This window comes from Xanthomonas rydalmerensis (genome assembly GCF_033170385.1).
Taxonomy (GTDB): Bacteria; Pseudomonadota; Gammaproteobacteria; order Xanthomonadales; family Xanthomonadaceae; genus Xanthomonas_A; species Xanthomonas_A rydalmerensis.
Window position 1 is genome coordinate 4531373 of sequence record NZ_CP126170.1, and the last position, 15938, is coordinate 4547310.

The 15938-nt window shown below is 65.5% G+C and carries 15 protein-coding genes; 4 read left to right on the plus strand and 11 right to left on the minus strand.

The genetic code is table 11. The features are described from left to right. Positions 1-34 precede the first annotated feature (34 nt). Positions 35-2122 carry a beta-galactosidase gene (locus tag QN245_RS19285; protein WP_317843955.1) on the minus strand — a complete coding sequence of 696 codons (2088 nt, stop codon included), beginning with the start codon at positions 2120-2122 and terminating at the stop codon, positions 35-37. Positions 2123-2455: 333 nt separating this feature from the next. On the opposite strand from QN245_RS19285, the gene QN245_RS19290 reads away from it, so the two are divergent. Then, positions 2456-3673: a glycoside hydrolase family 30 protein gene (locus QN245_RS19290; RefSeq protein ID WP_317843956.1), complete on the plus strand. Its 1218-nt coding sequence runs from the start codon at positions 2456-2458 to the stop codon at positions 3671-3673. 149 nt (positions 3674-3822) lie between these two features. Here the strand turns inward: QN245_RS19290 and QN245_RS19295 are convergent, their stop codons facing one another. The 5 genes from QN245_RS19295 to QN245_RS19315 form a co-directional block, all read right to left on the minus strand. Continuing rightward, complete coding sequence (locus QN245_RS19295; RefSeq protein ID WP_317843957.1) at positions 3823-4647, minus strand: alpha/beta fold hydrolase; 825 nt, start codon at positions 4645-4647, stop codon at positions 3823-3825. 650 nt (positions 4648-5297) lie between these two features. Continuing rightward, the gene (locus QN245_RS19300) at positions 5298-5933 is read right to left on the minus strand and encodes a DUF2076 family protein (protein ID WP_184449510.1); all 636 of its coding nucleotides are present in this window, start codon (positions 5931-5933) and stop codon (positions 5298-5300) included. Positions 5934-6145: 212 nt separating this feature from the next. Then, complete coding sequence (locus QN245_RS19305; RefSeq protein ID WP_184449512.1) at positions 6146-6349, minus strand: hypothetical protein; 204 nt, start codon at positions 6347-6349, stop codon at positions 6146-6148. Positions 6350-6447: 98 nt separating this feature from the next. Then, a complete protein-coding gene (locus tag QN245_RS19310) occupies positions 6448-7416 on the minus strand; it encodes a polysaccharide deacetylase family protein (protein WP_184449514.1) in 969 nt (322 codons plus the stop codon). Between the two features lie 107 nt (positions 7417-7523). After that, a complete protein-coding gene (locus tag QN245_RS19315; RefSeq protein WP_317843958.1) occupies positions 7524-8339 on the minus strand; it encodes a hypothetical protein in 816 nt (271 codons plus the stop codon). 218 nt (positions 8340-8557) lie between these two features. On the opposite strand from QN245_RS19315, the gene QN245_RS19320 reads away from it, so the two are divergent. Beyond that, positions 8558-9526, plus strand: coding sequence for an alpha/beta hydrolase (locus tag QN245_RS19320; protein ID WP_317843959.1), 969 nt, complete (start codon positions 8558-8560; stop codon positions 9524-9526). Positions 9527-9705: 179 nt separating this feature from the next. Here QN245_RS19320 and QN245_RS19325 read toward each other — a convergent pair whose 3' ends face one another. Beyond that, positions 9706-10626 carry a hypothetical protein gene (locus QN245_RS19325; protein ID WP_317843960.1) on the minus strand — a complete coding sequence of 307 codons (921 nt, stop codon included), beginning with the start codon at positions 10624-10626 and terminating at the stop codon, positions 9706-9708. A 148-nt stretch (positions 10627-10774) separates the two neighbouring features. Continuing rightward, entirely contained in the window at positions 10775-11554 is a 780-nt protein-coding gene (locus QN245_RS19330; RefSeq protein WP_317845403.1) for an SPFH domain-containing protein, read from the minus strand. Between the two features lie 140 nt (positions 11555-11694). Here QN245_RS19330 and QN245_RS19335 point away from each other — a divergent pair, with 140 nt between their 5' ends. Both QN245_RS19335 and QN245_RS19340 read left to right on the plus strand, forming a co-directional pair. Continuing rightward, positions 11695-11916 carry a hypothetical protein gene (locus QN245_RS19335; protein WP_317843961.1) on the plus strand — a complete coding sequence of 74 codons (222 nt, stop codon included), beginning with the start codon at positions 11695-11697 and terminating at the stop codon, positions 11914-11916. Between the two features lie 493 nt (positions 11917-12409). Continuing rightward, positions 12410-13198, plus strand: a complete 789-nt coding sequence (locus QN245_RS19340; protein WP_317843962.1) for a hypothetical protein — start codon at positions 12410-12412, stop codon at positions 13196-13198. Between the two features lie 66 nt (positions 13199-13264). Here the strand turns inward: QN245_RS19340 and QN245_RS19345 are convergent, their stop codons facing one another. The 3 genes from QN245_RS19345 to QN245_RS19355 form a co-directional block, all read right to left on the minus strand. Then, positions 13265-14164, minus strand: a complete 900-nt coding sequence (locus QN245_RS19345) for an XVIPCD domain-containing protein (RefSeq protein ID WP_317843963.1) — start codon at positions 14162-14164, stop codon at positions 13265-13267. A 110-nt stretch (positions 14165-14274) separates the two neighbouring features. Continuing rightward, positions 14275-14928, minus strand: coding sequence for a hypothetical protein (locus tag QN245_RS19350; RefSeq protein WP_317843964.1), 654 nt, complete (start codon positions 14926-14928; stop codon positions 14275-14277). Between the two features lie 153 nt (positions 14929-15081). Further along, complete coding sequence (locus QN245_RS19355) at positions 15082-15681, minus strand: XAC0095 family protein (RefSeq protein WP_317843965.1); 600 nt, start codon at positions 15679-15681, stop codon at positions 15082-15084. Positions 15682-15938 lie beyond the last annotated feature (257 nt).

Here is a 15938-nt window from a genome sequence, read left to right on the forward strand (position 1 = left end):
CTTCGTCCCTGGCCGCAGCGCACCGCGGCTGCGCTCAGCGGCGCCGTTCCAGCACCGCCACGTCGTCGGGCGCCAGCCGCACCGTGTCGCTGCTCGGCGCCGGACCCACCAGTGAGCACATCGACGCCGGCAGCCGTACTTCGTGCGCGACGGTGCCGTGGTTGATCAGCACCACGATGCGACGCGCGCCGTCGCTGCGCACGCCCACTTCCACGTCGTCCGGCACGTCGGCCAGCGGCGCGTGCACATCGGCATCGCGCAGCCAATCGCCGGTGAGGCGGTCGAGGGTAGCATCGTCGAACCAGCCACCGACGTAGCTGATGCGGCCCTTGCCCACGCGCCGGGTCAGCAGCGCCGGCGCACCGTCCAGCCAACCATTGGCCGCGCCGTACTGCAGTGGCGCGGTGGTATCGGCGGCGGTGGCCTGCAACTGTTCGGCCCAGATTTTGGCGCTGCCGTCGGTGCCCGCACCGACCAGCGGGATCGGCTTGTCCAGCGCATAGAACTGTTCCACGCGGCCACCGAGCAACGCGGCCAGCGGACCAGGCTGGCGCTGCGGATGCAGGCCGTTGTCGATGTTCTTCATGCCGCTACGCGGCCCCAGCACCAGATGCCCGCCGTGCTCGACATAGGCCTTCAGCCGCAGCGCCTGCGCCTCGGTCAGCACGTTCAGCGCCGGCGCCACCACCAGCTTGTAGCGCTCCAGCGGCGCCATCGCCGAGACCACGTCGACCACCTGCGCCTGCTGCCGTAGCGGACGGTAGAAGCTCTTCATCTGCACGACCGGATCGAAGTCGGCCGCATGCTTCTGGAAGCCGATCGCCCAGCGGCTGTCGAAGTCGTTGATCAGCGCCACCTGTGCCTGCGGCGTGGTGCCGGCCAGCGCCGGCCCGGCCTTGGCGAACTCGGCGCCGACCTGCTGGATCTCCGCATACACCGGCACCGGCTGGCCATCGGCGCCGACCAGGGTGCCGTGGTATTCCTCCTGCCCGTTGGGCGCGGCCCGCCACTGCCAGTACGACACCGCATCGGCGCCGTGCGCCACCGCCTGCCACGCCATCGCCCGCACCTGGCCCTTGCGCAGCGCCACGTTGGTCGCGCGCCAGTTGACGAAGCCGGGCTGGGTCTCCATCACCCAGTAGTTGCGCTGCTTGTAGCCTCGAGTGAGATCGTGGCGTGCGGCGTTGTCCACCCAATCGTAGCGCTCGCCGGCGACGTAGTCGTCCCAGGCGGCGATGTCGAGCACGCCATGCACGGTGTAGGCGTCGAAGCCGGCGAACCAGCCCATGGTGTTGGTGGTGATGAACTGACGCGGATCGGCATGCGGGCGGATCGCATCGATCTGGTTGCGCGAGTAGTCGGTCCAGGTGTCACTGACGAAGCGTTTCCACTCCAGCAGCAACGCCGGGTTCTCTTCGTCCTCGCGCACCGGGATCTGCGCGAAATCGTTATACGTCTGGCTCCAGTACGCCGTGGCCCAGCGCTGGTTGAGCGCCTCGATGCTGCCGTACTTGCGCTGCAGCCAGGCATGGAACTGCGCCTTGGCCTCGGGGTCGAACGAGGACTGCGCGTACTCGTTGTCCAGTTGCCAGCCGACCACGTGCGGGTTGTGCCCGTAGCGCTGCGCCATCTGCTCGGCGATGGCATGCGCGAAGCGGCGGTAGCGGGTGCTGGCGAAGGAGAACTGCTGGCGGTTGCCGTGCTCGTCGCGCACGCCGTCCTGGCTGACCCGCAAGGTATCCGGATAGGCCTGGGTCAACCACGCCGGTGGCGCGGCGGTCGGCGTGCCCAGCACCACCACCATGCCATGGCGCGCGGCGGCGGCGATGGCGCGGTCCATCCAGGCGAAGTCGTACTGCCCCTCGCGCGGCTCCATCCGGCTCCAGGCGAACTCGCCGATGCGCACCACGCGCACGTGCGCCGCCTGCATCAGCGCCAGATCGTGCTCCCATTGCGCCTCCGGCCATTGCTCCGGATACCAGGCCACGCCCAGCAGCAGCGGCGCGGCGTCGCGATAGCGGGTAGCCTGCGCCTGCGCCGACGGCGGCAGGCAGAGCGCGATCAGCAGCATCGCGGCGAACAGCGCAACGCCGCAGCGTTGCGGAATACGGAACAGTGGCATGCGCAACACCCTTCGCAAGAGGAAACGCCGGCACTCCCCTTCGTCATGCCGGCCAATGCATTGTGCGCAGTTTTGCCGCGTGTGCACTTGTGCATCTTGCGGCGTTTGCGCGCGCAACTGCGCACAATCCACAGGTGGCTCCTCACTGCGCAGCGGCGCAAGCATCCACGCTGCATCGCGTCATCCCACGTGGCCTGCGCGCGGTGCGGACTGAGGACAGGGTTGCGCTCGCCTTGCGCCGTCGGTCTCACTTGCCAGGTTTGGACGATGGCGACATTGAAATGGTCATCTGTGCTGGCTAGCGTCACGCCTCCCCCAACCCCTGGAAACACCATGAAGACCCCTCGCCTGCTCGGCACCTTGCTCGCCGCGGCCGCCACGCTGTTCTCGGCCGGCGCCGCCCTGGCCCAGACCGTCACCGTCAATCCGTCCGAAGTCCACCAGACCATCCAAGGCTTCGGCGGCATGAACGGCGCCGGCTGGGTCGCCGACCTCACCCCGGCCCAGGTCGATCTGGCGTTCGGCAGCGAGACGGGGCAGATCGGCCTGTCGATCATGCGCATGCGCATCGATCCGTCCAGTTCCGGCTGGAGCCAGCAGGTGCCGTCGGCGGTGCGGGCACGCGCGCACGGCGCGGTGCTGCTGGCCACGCCGTGGTCGGCGCCGGCCTACATGAAGTCGAACAACAGCCTCAACAATGGCGGCAAGCTGCTGCCGCAGTACTACGACGCCTATGCCAAGCATCTGCTGGACTTCACCGCCTACATGGACAGCAAGGGCGCGCCGATCTACGCCCTGTCGCTGCAGAACGAGCCGGACTGGCATCCGGACTACGAGTCGGGCGACTGGAACGGTACCGACTTCCTCAACTTCATCAGCGCGCAGGGCGCGAAGTTCGGCAAGTTCAAGCTGCTCGCCGCCGAGTCGCTGGGCTTCAACACCGCACTGACCGACCCGGTGCTCAACAGCAGCGCCGCGCAATACCTGTCGATCATCGGCGGGCACCTGTATGGCGTGCAGCCCAAGGACTACCCGCTGGCGCGCAGCAAGGGCAAGCAACTGTGGATGACCGAGCACTACACCGACAACACCGACGGCAACGCCTGGCCCTCGGCACTCGGCGTGGCCAGCGAGCTGCACAACAGCATGCTCGCCAACTACAGCGGCTACATCTGGTGGTATATCCGCCGCAGCTACGGGCTGATCGCCGAGAACGGCACGGTGAGCAAGCGCGGCTATGTCATGTCGCAGTTCGCGCGCTTCGTGCGCCCTGGCTCGGTGCGCATCGGCGCCACCGCCGCGCCGTATAGCGATGTCGCAGTCAGCGCCTACAAGACGCCGAACGGCAAGCTGGCCCTGGTCGTGGTCAATACCGGCACCCAGCATCGGCAGATCACCGTGCGCGTGCCCGCCGGCAGCGCCACCGCGTTCAGCAAGTACAGCACCTCGTCCAGCCTCAACGTCGGCTACGGCGGCAAGTACAGCGTGGCCTCGGGCCAGACCGTGGTCTACGTCGACCCGCAGAGCGTGGCCACGCTGGTCGGCGAGTGAACTGTACGATCGCGTAAGTCGCGCAGAACGACCCGCGGCAGCCGAGTGCTGCCGCGGGTCGGTTTTCTACGTTCTCGCTTCTTGCATCGACACGGTGCCACGCCTAGCGCGGTGGCACCGCGACACGCCGCCGAGGCGGGGGCTCGCGCTCAGCCCAGCTTGGCCAGGAACGCCAGCAAGGCCTGATTGAACTCCTCGGCGTGGCTGGTGTTGCAGCCATGCGGTGCATCCTTCAGCAACACCACGTCGCTGCCGGCGATGGCGCGGTGGGTGCGCTGGCCGGAGCCCTCGTACGGCACCGTGGCATCGGAATCGCCATGCAGCACCAGGGTCGGCACGTCGACCTGCTTGAGATCCTCGCGGAAATCGGTGGTGCCGAACGCCTGCATGCAGCCCAGCGCCGCGGTCTGGTCGCTCTGCAGGCACAGCGCGATCGCCTCCTGGCGCTGCGCCTCGCTCACCTTCAGCGTGCCGTGGGCGCTGAAGAAACCACGGGTGAAATCGTCGAAGAAGGTCTCGCGCGAGGCCTTCAACCCCTGCTCCATCTCCTGCGCCTGCTCCTTGCTCAACGGCCCTTCGGGGTTGTCGTCGGTCTTGAGCATGTACGGCGGCACGGCGGAGGCGAACACCACCCCGGCCAACTGGGCGGTGCCATGCCGCGCCACATAGCGCGCCACCTCGCCACCGCCCATCGAGAACCCGACCAGCACCGCCTCGCGCAACTGCTTGTCCTCGATGATGCCAGCCAGGTCGTCGGCCAGGGTGTCGTAGTCGTAGCCATCGGCCGGCTTCTCGGAACGGCCGAAGCCGCGACGATCGTAGGCGATGACCCGGTAGCCGGCCTGCTGCAGCGGCCCGACCTGGTCCTTCCATGCCTCTGCCGACAGCGGCCAGCCGTGGATCAGGATCACCGGACGGCCGGCACCGCCGGTATCTTCGACATGCAGACGGACACGCGCGTTGGTTGCAGCCATGGGCAAGACCTCGGTGGTGGGGAATCGCGGCAGCTTCCTCTGCAGCATGTCCGGCCCGCGTGAGGGCGATGTGTCGGGTCGCTTAACGCGACACGCAAGCGCTCAGCCGATCCGAGGCACGGCACGCGTCACGGCGCCAGCGCATCCCGCGCGATGCGCTTGAATCGCGCGGACACGTGGGCGTACTCGATGACCCGCAGCAGCAACGCCATGCCGGTAGCCACGTGCCAATCGTCGTACTGATGTGGATTTGACGGCAGCGTCCGCGCATGGGCGCTGCGCATTCGCGCGGCTTAGCCGGCCATCGCGCCGCAACGGCAGCGCGAACCGCCACCATTCGATGGACAGGCCGCGTGCACCAGCGCAAGCGAGACGAAGCCGCGCGTCCAACCCATGCGCCGGACCTCGCGCATGACTTCGATTGAATGGATTCATGAATAGATAATCGGCTGGCGCAGGGCAAGGTTATGCCTGTTTTCTGCGATTTTTTTGCGTTCCTGCGCCAGCCCGCCGCACCAGCCGTGAATAGATTGAAGAATAGAAACTCGTGCCAACCGGGCGCGTCGATGCTTCGAAGCGCCCCGATTGCGAGCGCCGGCTGGCACTCGCTCGATCAGACGACCAGTGCGGTAACGCAAGCGCGCCCGGCATCACGTCCAGTTGTCGTTGCCGAAGTCGCCGTCGTCCTGGAAGTCCTGGCCCATGTCCTGCTGTGGCGTGTCGTCGTAATAGTTGTTGTTGGTGATGTTCTCGACCACCGTCTCCTGCGGCGCACCTCCACCGAACAGGCCGCCACCGTGGTGGCCACCCAACAAGCTTTCCACGCCTTCGAACAGGAACATGCCGCCGGCCACGCCGGCCGCCGTAGTGGCCGCGGTGCTGAGGAAGCTCGGTCCGCGCGCCGCGGCCGGAGGGGGCGTCGGCTCGGCAGCCGCGGCACCGCCACCGAACCAGCGCTCGCGCCAGCCGGGCGCGCCGGCGCCCGCGACGCCTGCGGTAGCGGGCGCCGGCGGCAACGGCGGCGGCGCCGCGTTGAAACCCTGGCCGAGGAAGCTGGCAGGCGGCGGCGGTGGCGCTGCCTGCTGCAACTGCGCGATCTGCGCCTTGGCGGCCTCCAGCGCGTGCTCCAGCAGCAAGGTGCGCTGCACCAGCAGATACATGGCATCGGGTTGATCGGCCAGCCGCGCGTGGATCAGCGCGTCGGCCTGTGGATCTTTGGCCACCCCGCCGGCGCTACGCAGGCGCGCCAGGAAGTCTTCGAGAAGCTGCTGTTCTTGCGGAGTCATACCCGTACCTGGATGCAATGACCGGCCCAGTGCCGGCACGGCACGGTATGGGCATCGCTCGGCGCAGGCCAAGGGTGCGGCCTCTGTTCGGTGCAGCGGCATTCATCAATCGCGCATGGCCCGCGAGCCAGACCCGCGAACGCCATGGCGAACTTCGACATTTCTCCGACACGCGCGCCAGGCACGCCCTCATCCAGGCACACGCGCCTGGCTCATTCCTCGCCGATGTCGGAGACGGACGAGGGCGACGCGTGCGGCTGCCGCGCGGCCCACATGTTGTCGACCAGGTTCGGATACGGGCGACCGTTCTCCTCGGCGCGCTGCCGCGCGGCCGCCTTCTGCGATGGCGACAACGGCTGGCTGCGCTGACCGCGCGGATTCGGCTTCTTCCACGGAGGCGTCTTGGACGAGGGCATGGGCGTCAGCGTGAGCGGAGAGGCGTCATCGTGATTCTGGGATGCGTGCGTGGACGGTGAAGGCCTGCCGGGACTCGTCGGCAGCTGCACGCTCTGTGCTACTCCGAATCCACCCCAGACAGCGCGAACACCCAGCGCGGCACCACCGGTTCGCCGGCATAGAAGTCCTTCGGCTTGTCCTCGGCCATCGCCCAGCGATGCAGCCAGCTGATCCCGCCGGGGCCGGTGTAGCCCTCGGCATGTTCATAAGCGGGATCGCGCAGCGCCTCGTCCAGGCCAATGAAGGCGTAGCCGCGGCGGCGCGTGGCCGCGACCAGGTCCGGGAAGGCGGCCGCGTTGAGCGCATTGGCGTGCATCAACCAGACCTGCGGGATGCGGCGGCCGAACAGGGCTTGCGATTCGCGCTCGAAGTAATCCAGCTTGTTGAGCATGTACGGCACATAGCCCTTGCGCAGGCGCAACAGCAGGGCGTCGCGTGCCGGACCTGGCGGCTCGTCCAATACATGCGCGTAGGCGAACGCCCACACCCACTCGCCACTGTCGACAGTGACCGGCGCGATGCGGTAGCCATGCGCCGCCAGGAAAGCGTTGACCGCCTCGCGATCGGCGACGCTGCGGCCGGTCGCCAGATAGGGATGACGGAACCACTGCAGCGACTGACCACGTTCGGCGAGCAACGGCCGCAAGGTGCGCTCGCCGCGCACGATCGCCTCCTCGTACGCCGGCACGCCGACCTGGTGCAGATTCACGTGGCCATACGTGTGATTGCCCAGCGCATAGCCGGCGTCCAGCCAATCGCGCAGCATCGCCACGCGCTGTGGCTGCACTTGCCCATCCTGCTCGAGCTTGTCCTCGTTGACGAAGCCGACGATGGGCACCTGCGCTTGCTGCAGAGCGGCCATCAATTGCCCATGCAGCGCCGGCAATTGCGCTGGCGGCGTCTGCTCGATGCGCTGCCACGGCAGGTCGTCGATGGTCACCGCGATGCGGCGGGTGTCGTCCTGGGCCTGGGCGAGTGCGGCGACGCACAGCAAGGCCGGCAGCAGCAGGCGGCGAAGCAGTTTCATCGGACGTCCCTGGGAGTTGGGACACCAGTCTATACGCGCAGCACGACGTGGAAGTCAGTGCGGATCCCTGCCTGGGCGGCTCGCCAGCAAACCGAGCGGGCGAAGTTTCAATTCCCTAACTGAAACTTGTCGCGATATGTCCTCTGCGGGCAAGACGTGGGGGCGCCACGTTCCAGGTTTCGAGCCAACACCGTTACCAACTGCTTGCGCGCCAGGCGCTTTCGCGCGGGCGACGTGGCGGGTAGGATTTCCGCAAGCGCATCGCTGAGCGGCAGCGACCAGGTCGCCCTGGGGCCATTCATGTCCTCATCTCGTCCGAACACCGGCTTGCCTTGGATCCATGACAGCATGAACGGCTTTTGCGACTGCGAGTAGAATTCCATCGGCACCCCGCGTTCGAGCACGATGCGAACCGTCATGGACGGATCATCGTCGGTCCATGAAATGGGCTCCCGGTAGATCTGCTCAAGCGCGCCCCTCACGTTATCCCCATTCGCTTGCGCGGCGCGCAATTGGCGCTGTTGCAGGGGGGAGCAATTCGGAGCGACAAACAGCGCGTTGCGGATTTTGGTTATCGTCTCCGCCGCCATCGCTCGCTGCTGCAACTCGCCCAGCCCAGTCGCGCGGTCGATGCGGGGAGCACGCGCTGCCGCGAACAACGCCATCACCTTGTCCGTGGCGACCTGCTGCTCAGCGTGCCTCGTGCCATCGTTATCCGTCCACCGCATGATAAACCCCATGCCGTTACGCGCCGGAACCAAGTGGAACCTTTCATCGACGTACCCCCACCCCATGTACGTGTATTGGATCGAGACCGAGACGATCCTGATCGGGACTTGCCGCCCAGCCGGCGCTGCAACACTTCCTGCAGCAAGCAGCCAGAGCGATGCAACGGCAACGGCGATGACCAACGCGATACGCATGCGATTCCCCCCAGTGCATGCAACCTAATCCACCTTTCATGCAGAGGGAAGAGGCCAGCGCCGGAATCCCTTCTCGCAAGTCCAGTCGACACGCGCCGCGGGGTTGGCGGAGCGGGTTTGCGCGCGATGCACACGGGAGGCGCCGGCACTCGCGCAGCCATGGCACCATGCAGGCACGCCGACTTGCGCGCGTGTTACAAGCAAACGGAAGCGAAGGAATGAGAAAAGCACTGTGGCTGGTCTGGACATCCCTGCTGCTGGCCGGGTGCACGAACGCGTTGCAAGCACCGGCGGCAGCGACGGCAACGAAGGATGCCACCACGCAACCTGCGGCTCCTCCCGCACGCACGGTGGCGACGCAGCTCGGCGGTCAGCGCGGCAGCGGTGCGGCTTACGAACTGGTCGGGACCGAGGTATGGGATGTTCCCGATCCCGTATCCGGCCGCACCTACCAGGTGTTCGTGGCGCTGCCTGCCGGCTACGCGGACCATCCTGAGCGGCGCTACCCGGTGCTGTACGTCACCGATGCCGACTATGCGTTTCCGGTGGCACGCCAGATCGCGCGACGCTTGAACGGCGAAGGGCCGGCCATCGAGGACTTCATCCTGGTGGGCTTGTCGTATGCGCTCGGCGACGCACCGATGCCGAGCCGGCGACGCGACTACACGCCCACCACCGAGGACGGCAGCGCTGCGTCCGCTGGCGCCACGCATGGGAGTGCCAGCAGCTACATCGCCTATCTGCGCGATCAGGTACTGCCGTTCGTCGCGCAGCGCTATCGCACCGACGAAGCGCGGCGCCTGTTCCTCGGCCACTCCTACGGCGGCCTGCTCGGTACGCAGGTCCTGCTAAGCACACCCGAGCTGTTTTCCGGCTACATCCTGGGTAGCCCATCGTACTGGTTCGGCGAACATGCCATGCGCGCCGAAGAAACACGCTTCGCCTCCCGTCACCGCGACCTGCCGGCCAAGGTCTACATGTATGTTGGCGAGTACGAACAGCGCCGCTACGGCAAGACCTACGACATGGTGACCGACGCGCAGCAGATGGTGCAGACCTTGCGCGGGCGGCATTATCCGTCGCTGCGCCTGCAGCTGGACGTGCTTGCCGACGAGGATCACCTGAGCGTCGCGCCGCGTGGGCTCACCCATGGTTTGAAGTTCCTGCTAGGCATTCCACCGCAGTGAGGTGTGGCACTCATGCCGCTGGCCGGGCGGATGCCGCGTCTCTACGGATGGCTTTGTCGCGGCTGAAGCCGCTCCTACAGATGCGCTCCGGTCGCTGTTAAAGGTTTCCTAAAATCACACCTTCCATTTAACGATGCGTTTTTCGAAGAGGTTTACTGAAGGCACTCTGCACGGATCACTCAATACTTCAGCGCATCCGCGGTCGGCGCCAATGGCGCGAAGCGCGCGTTACTGAAATCGTGCAGCAACTGGAAGGCCTGCGCGCCCTGCTGCGCCGCCTCGCGGAAGTCGCTCTTGCGCAGGCGATAGAGCCCACCATCGCGTGCGAACACCAGGTCGCCGCCATCCCAATCGGCCCAGTCGCTGCCTGGCAGATCGACCAGCACGTTGCCCTCGCGGTCCAACACCCGGTGATCCAGGCCGTACCATGCATGATTGTCCTGGCCGACCACATGCAGCAGCGACTGCAGGCGGCGGCCATTGGCGCCAACCTTCTCGCGCACGCGCGGGCGGCTGAAGCGGAACAGCGCATCGCCGCGCAGGCCGCAACGTTCGCCCTCGCCGTCATCGTGCAGGTGCCAGCCATCGCGCTCGCGCAACACGCCGTCGATCGGCTCGTCCTCGCCACCACCCGAATGCTTGCCGAACGGGCGCACATGCAGATCGTGCGGCAACTGGAAGCCGGTCGGCATCGGAAAGGGATCGCGCCCGTCGCGCGGCGGATGGTTCAACAACAAGGTCCGCTCGTCCTCGAACATCCCGCCGCCGCCCCAGCTGTCGCCCTTCGGCCACAGCGCCAGCGCGGTGAAGAACGGCGGCCGCGACAGCGCCGTCCAGGTGCCGTAGTCGCCTCGCTGCGTGGAGGCGAAATACACCAGCAGCCGCCCCGACGGCGACAGATCGCAGCGCCGCTCGTAGATGCGGCCCTTGAACCACTGCCCATGCACGAAGCTGTCGTCGCGCAGATCCCAGTGGATCAACTGCACCTGCTTGCTCGGCCCGCGGCGAAAGATCACGCCGATGCGCGCGTCGCGCGCCAGCAGGGCGAACAGGCGGGTCGCCGGCGGGCGCTGCGACATTGGGGAGGGGGCGGGTTCCATCCGCGGATCTCTTCGCAGGACACGGCGATCACAGTGGCAGACCCGCGGCGTGGCGACAACCGCTGCCGGCGTGCCGCTTCGGCGACGCGCACAGCGCGATCGAATCGACATGAGGCGGGCATCCCAAGCCCGCCTCTACCACGGCGCGTTACTTGGCGATCACCGACGTCCCCGACGGCACCATGTAGCAAGCCTGCGCCTTGGCGCATGCGTCGGCGTTGATCTCGGCGATCTGGCTGGCCAGGTACTGCTCCGGGGTGAGCCCCATGCGGTTGCGGTAGGCGTTGTCCGCATCGGCCTTGGCCACCTGTTCCTGCTCGCGCTGGCGCTCGGCGGTGGTGGCTTCCACCAGGGTCTTGACCCGCTGCTGCTGCGCCGCGGTCAGGTTCATCTGCTGCAGCACGTCGGGATTGGGACGAGCACGGCCGAGGGTGATGTTCTGGATCTGGATCGGCAGGCCCTGTTCCTTGACCAGGGCACGCACGTTCTCGGTCACCGCCTCGTCGATCTTCCGTGCACTGTCCGGGTCGCTCATCATCTTGGTCATGTCGTAGCGCTTGACCTGGTCGCGCACGATCGCCGCGTACTGGCTGGCGACGTTGTTCTTGAACCAGTCCTGGCCGAAGCCGGACAGCAGCCGCGCCGGCGCGGTGATGCGGTATTGGATCTGCGTGGAGAAGTCCAACAGGATGTTGTCGCTGGACGAGAAGTCGTCGAAGGCCACCTGCACCGTCTGCGGCGTGGTGTCCACGTACACCGCCGACGTCGTCATCCACGTGTAGGTGCGGCCGGGATCGCGCACGTCGTCCAGGCGGATGCCGCCCTTGCCGAACAGCAGCGGCTTGTCCACCAGCACCGCCTGCTGCCCCGGATCGGGCGAAACCACGGTACAGCCACACAGCAAGGCCGCCACGGCGGCGGCCAGCATGAGATGTTTCATCGATGTCCCCTTGAAGGACGGCGCCGCGCGCCGTCGTGTGCGGGGATGCTAGCGCATCGTTGGCAGCGAGGCATCTGGCGGTCACCACCGCTTCATTGCGGTGCTGAGCAGCGCTTGCTTGATGATGAATGCAGCACGCTTCAGAAAAATTCGCAGAGAAGCAAATTCAAATCCAAATTCAGGAAGCAGCGCGAAGCGAAGAGACGTCGATTTCAGTCTCTATGATCGACGGACTCGAACGCTCGATACCGCAGGATGAGCACCTGGCCGTCAGTACGTTCGTTCTTCATCTGATGACCTTTGAAGACTTGAACCGCCTCGGCACGAACGCATTAGGCGCTTTCGAGTGAATCGACAGTGTGTCGCGTGGTCGGAGGCTAAACCTAAACATGGCGAAACAGCGGGTTCCGAGCGCGCTTGCGCCACCAGTTGACCATACAGTGGATCATGATAGGCAGCGTATTCGTCCCCTAACAGCACCAGCATATTGCACGCGGCGGGCATGCTAGACATGAAAAACCTCCTGGGCGACCGGGTCGACGATATTGGCCATCGCCCGGTATGCAACGGTGACGTGGTCACGCCTAGCGCGACCAACAACAAGCGCGGCCTGCGTCGATCTTGCTTAACCATCGGTCACTCCTTGAACATGGTCTGCGACTCGTATGCAGGGGAGATAGCAATGGGGCTCGTGGCGCTCCACAGGCATCTCGCCGGAGATGTGCCCGCACGCTATCCAGCGCATCAGAACTCCCGACTTGACGCATAGCCGCATCGCGCGTTAAAGAGCAACAGGCAAGACAAGATCGGCGAAAGGAAATGGCGAAAACACGTCCTCTGAAGATGAACTGGCTGGCCTGCACTGCGATCGCCACGCTGTCCACGGCGGCCTGTTCGGCACAACCGCCTGCCGATGCACCCAAACCAGCGGCGCGCAATGAGCACCCTGCCGTAGCGGCTCACCAAGTCGCGCCCGACAATCCACTGAAGCCGGGCGAATACATCACCGACAAAGGATGGGGCCGCCTGCTGATCAAGCAGCAGAACGGAGCATTGACCTTCTCCCTGGAAAGCACCACGGGGGAGGACGTGTGCGAGCTGAATGGCGCGATAGAGGGGCACACCGGCGTCGCCAAAGGGAATAAGGGCCAACCCAGCTGCCAGGTGAAGTTCGCCAGTACGCCGCAGGGCATTGATGTAGCGGCTGCCACGCCCGCCGAATGCAAGACGTTCTGCGGCTACAACGGCGATTTCGAGGCGCCCTACCTGCGGGTCAAGGATGGTTGCGGCCGGGACAAACTGGACCGCACACGGACAACCTTCAAGCGTCTCTATGACGCGAAAGACTACAAGGCGGCGCTCGCCACCTTGTCGCCAGTTGTGCTGAATTGCCTGCCCACGCTGGAATGGGAAGACGAAGGCGCCATTCGTAACGATCTGGCCATCACCCAGTACAGAAATGGCCTGTATGCGCAGTGCCTGACCACACTCGACAAGTATGCCGAGGACGCCGCAAAGAATGACGACGCGGCCGTGGAAGGATGGACACCAATGCTGGCAGACCGCTACCTGGCGATCGTGCACGCAGCGAGAACCAACATCGGCTTGTGCCGCAAAGCCGCTATGCACTAGTAAGTGCGACTCGCAGCCGCCTTTACAGGACCGCGGCACTAATAGGGTGCTGATAGCCCAGGCAGGCTATCCCATCTGATGCGGTCGGGCCTGTATCTGGTCTCGCTGCTCCACACCTTGTGCCTGATTCTGGCGTTGCGCCTCGTTCAACGACTGTAGTTGTGCCAGCGTCTCTTCCACGGGCTTGCGCAACGCATCCTCCGTCCGCATGTGCGCACGCAGGTGCGCGGGGTCATTCAGTGCGCCCTGGACAACAAACAGGTTCTCGCCGGCCCGGACGTTGCGCGAGTCCTGGCTAAGCACCACATGGTCGATACGCGAAAGGCCATTTTCTTTCGCAAGATAGGCCGCGCTCGCCGCCAACTTGGCACTGTCGCCGTCGTAATCCCGGCCCAAGCCTTGTTCGAGCTTCACCACCGCGGACTCTGCCTGCTGCAGCAATGGGTCGCGTGGTCGCTCAGGCCCTGCACCAGCGAGCCTCCCTGACACGCTCGGCTCGCCTTGCGTCCCATTTTCGGTGATGGCCTTCTGCAGGATGGTCTGCTTCGGCATCGGGTTGTGATGCTCTTTGTTGAGTTCGCTTCCCGGCTTGGGCGCGGGGATGCTTTGAACGTCGTCCTTGTTGCTCAGCGGCTTGAGGTCGCCTTCGAACTTTTCATCGATGGCGCCATGGCGGTCTCGACGGTGCAGCCCTGCGTAGTTGAGCGCGCCCCAGGTAAAGTCGATACAACTATTCGTCGTACCGCTGTACTTCATATCGAAGCCGTGCTTTTGCGGTGCGTCGCCAAAGGCACGCAGCCGGTCGTACTGCTCCCGGCTGATTTCCATGGTGCGGCTGTAGTAGGGATCCTTGTAATCCCGCAGATCCCTGTCGTACACCTTCCCCTGACCGCTGGAGCTTCCATGTTCGACAGGCGCAAAGCCGTAGCTATCGACCTGCTTTCCATCTGAAAGCGTGTAGTACATGTGTCCCGCCGCAGACGTTCCGCCGGATAACGTCAACGGTGTGCCGGGGGCAGCCAGATATATAGTGACCGTGTACCGTGGTGTGGGCTCGCTCATGGTGCTACGCCTCCCTATTGCGCCTTGGCGGTGAAGGCAACTAGCAGTTCCGCGTGTGTCTCTTCCAAGGCACGAATATTGCCCCCGAAGCGGACGGACACCCGGTAGCGACCAGGCGGTGTATCGCGAACAAAGGCCAGATCCATTTCACGGTAAGCGGCATCCGGAGCGATCAATCCAGCGGCGCGCATCGTCGGTTCATCTGCATTCGCCTTGAGGAGACCTGGCACATGTCCGTCGCGGTCCAATGCCACCGCCTGGTACTCGGTGCGCCCAACCAGTTCGCTCCGCTGCAATACCACGGGCTCCTCGCCTGCCGCCGTCAACCGAGAGAGATGGACCTGAGCGGTGACGCCGGCGTCGCGTAAGTGGTCCACTTTGGACAGCGCAGCCTCAGCATCCGGGGCCGTTACCCTCACCCCAATGAAGATAGGCGGTTCCGGATCATCGGCCTGGGCGGGGACATCGAAATCCAGCGTGATGGCATCAGCCAACACGTGCGGGCTCAGCGGCCTGACCAGCGGCACAGTCGTTCTCATTGCAGATTCCTCCTTGGCATGCGGCGCTCGGTCCGGCGCTGGGGGCTGAGCCGAGTCAGCCTGGCATCCTGTCAATTGCAGCGTCGCGGCAATGAAGAGGATGCCGATCAGGTGCTTCGCTGTCACCATGACACGCTCGCTTCGATTCTCTTGCACTAGAGAGTAGTCCGGCCGGCCAGTCGGCGCGAGTATGCCGTCGCCCACGCGGACGCTCGCTGCCGTCCTGTTCGGCCCACCGGCCTTGTCTTACAAAGCGCCCGCGCCGCGCCAATGTAGCCAGGATCAATGCAGCCGCCCGCCTCCCGCAGGCGGCGCCTCGGATTCCAGCGCATAGACGGCCCGATCTTCGCGCACGCGGTTCGACGGTAGGTCGCGCAGCGGCTGGCGTGCGATCTGCAGCAGCAGTTCATGCACTTCGTTCGCCGCAGCGCAGAGCGTGCTGCCCACTTCCGGCTGTGTCTGGCCGGCACGCTGCGCCGCATCGCCGGCCGCCACCACCCGGGCATTGGCCGAGACGATCTCGGCCAGCTGAGTGAGCTTGTCAATCTGCTGCTGCGTCACCCGAAACTGGCCGCTGCCGGCGTCCGTCGTTGCTTGGACCATGGCATCGGACCAGGTGCCGCGCGTTGTGTCCGTCCGCTGGGCGGGATAGGACAGCGCGTCCAGCACCAGGTCCACTTGCTCGGCCAACAGTTCCAGACAGAGCGCCAGTTCGCCCATGCGCACTTTGGGTTCGGCGGCGCGCTCCTCGGCCTGCGTGCGTGGCTGCGCCAGCCGGACCAGGAAGCGTACGTGATTGCGCAGCTTCTCCAGGCGGAACTGGCTGTCCTCCGGCAGGAAATAGCCGGGCATGTCTTCGTCGTCCAAACGGTCGTGCGCCATCGTTGCCTCCTCGTTCCATGAAGGGGTCCGCCCGCCACGCATGGCGGACGGGAAGTCGGGAGGTTCGAAACCGCTAAGAGCCGGCGGGCGTATTTCCCCGAAGGGTGTTGTATTAGCCGCCCTCCCGACGCAGGCATCGCATCGGCTTGCGCCCGAGCTTCGGGCACAAAAAACCCACCGGTTTGTCGGAGGTGGGCACCGCTCTTAGAGGAGTTTCGACGCTCCTTGCTGAGAAGCCTGCTACTGAGCAAACCGCT

Coding starts and splice junctions, on each gene's coding strand:
- QN245_RS19285 (WP_317843955.1), bottom strand. CDS start 2,122: ATGCCACTGTTCCGTATTCCGCAACGCTGCGGCGTTGCGCTGTTCGCC.
- QN245_RS19290 (WP_317843956.1), top strand. CDS start 2,456: ATGAAGACCCCTCGCCTGCTCGGCACCTTGCTCGCCGCGGCCGCCACG.
- QN245_RS19295 (WP_317843957.1), bottom strand. CDS start 4,647: ATGGCTGCAACCAACGCGCGTGTCCGTCTGCATGTCGAAGATACCGGC.
- QN245_RS19300 (WP_184449510.1), bottom strand. CDS start 5,933: ATGACTCCGCAAGAACAGCAGCTTCTCGAAGACTTCCTGGCGCGCCTG.
- QN245_RS19305 (WP_184449512.1), bottom strand. CDS start 6,349: ATGCCCTCGTCCAAGACGCCTCCGTGGAAGAAGCCGAATCCGCGCGGT.
- QN245_RS19310 (WP_184449514.1), bottom strand. CDS start 7,416: ATGAAACTGCTTCGCCGCCTGCTGCTGCCGGCCTTGCTGTGCGTCGCC.
- QN245_RS19315 (WP_317843958.1), bottom strand. CDS start 8,339: ATGCGTATCGCGTTGGTCATCGCCGTTGCCGTTGCATCGCTCTGGCTG.
- QN245_RS19320 (WP_317843959.1), top strand. CDS start 8,558: ATGAGAAAAGCACTGTGGCTGGTCTGGACATCCCTGCTGCTGGCCGGG.
- QN245_RS19325 (WP_317843960.1), bottom strand. CDS start 10,626: ATGGAACCCGCCCCCTCCCCAATGTCGCAGCGCCCGCCGGCGACCCGC.
- QN245_RS19330 (WP_317845403.1), bottom strand. CDS start 11,554: ATGCTGGCCGCCGCCGTGGCGGCCTTGCTGTGTGGCTGTACCGTGGTT.
- QN245_RS19335 (WP_317843961.1), top strand. CDS start 11,695: ATGCAGCACGCTTCAGAAAAATTCGCAGAGAAGCAAATTCAAATCCAA.
- QN245_RS19340 (WP_317843962.1), top strand. CDS start 12,410: ATGAACTGGCTGGCCTGCACTGCGATCGCCACGCTGTCCACGGCGGCC.
- QN245_RS19345 (WP_317843963.1), bottom strand. CDS start 14,164: ATGTACTACACGCTTTCAGATGGAAAGCAGGTCGATAGCTACGGCTTT.
- QN245_RS19350 (WP_317843964.1), bottom strand. CDS start 14,928: ATGGTGACAGCGAAGCACCTGATCGGCATCCTCTTCATTGCCGCGACG.
- QN245_RS19355 (WP_317843965.1), bottom strand. CDS start 15,681: ATGGCGCACGACCGTTTGGACGACGAAGACATGCCCGGCTATTTCCTG.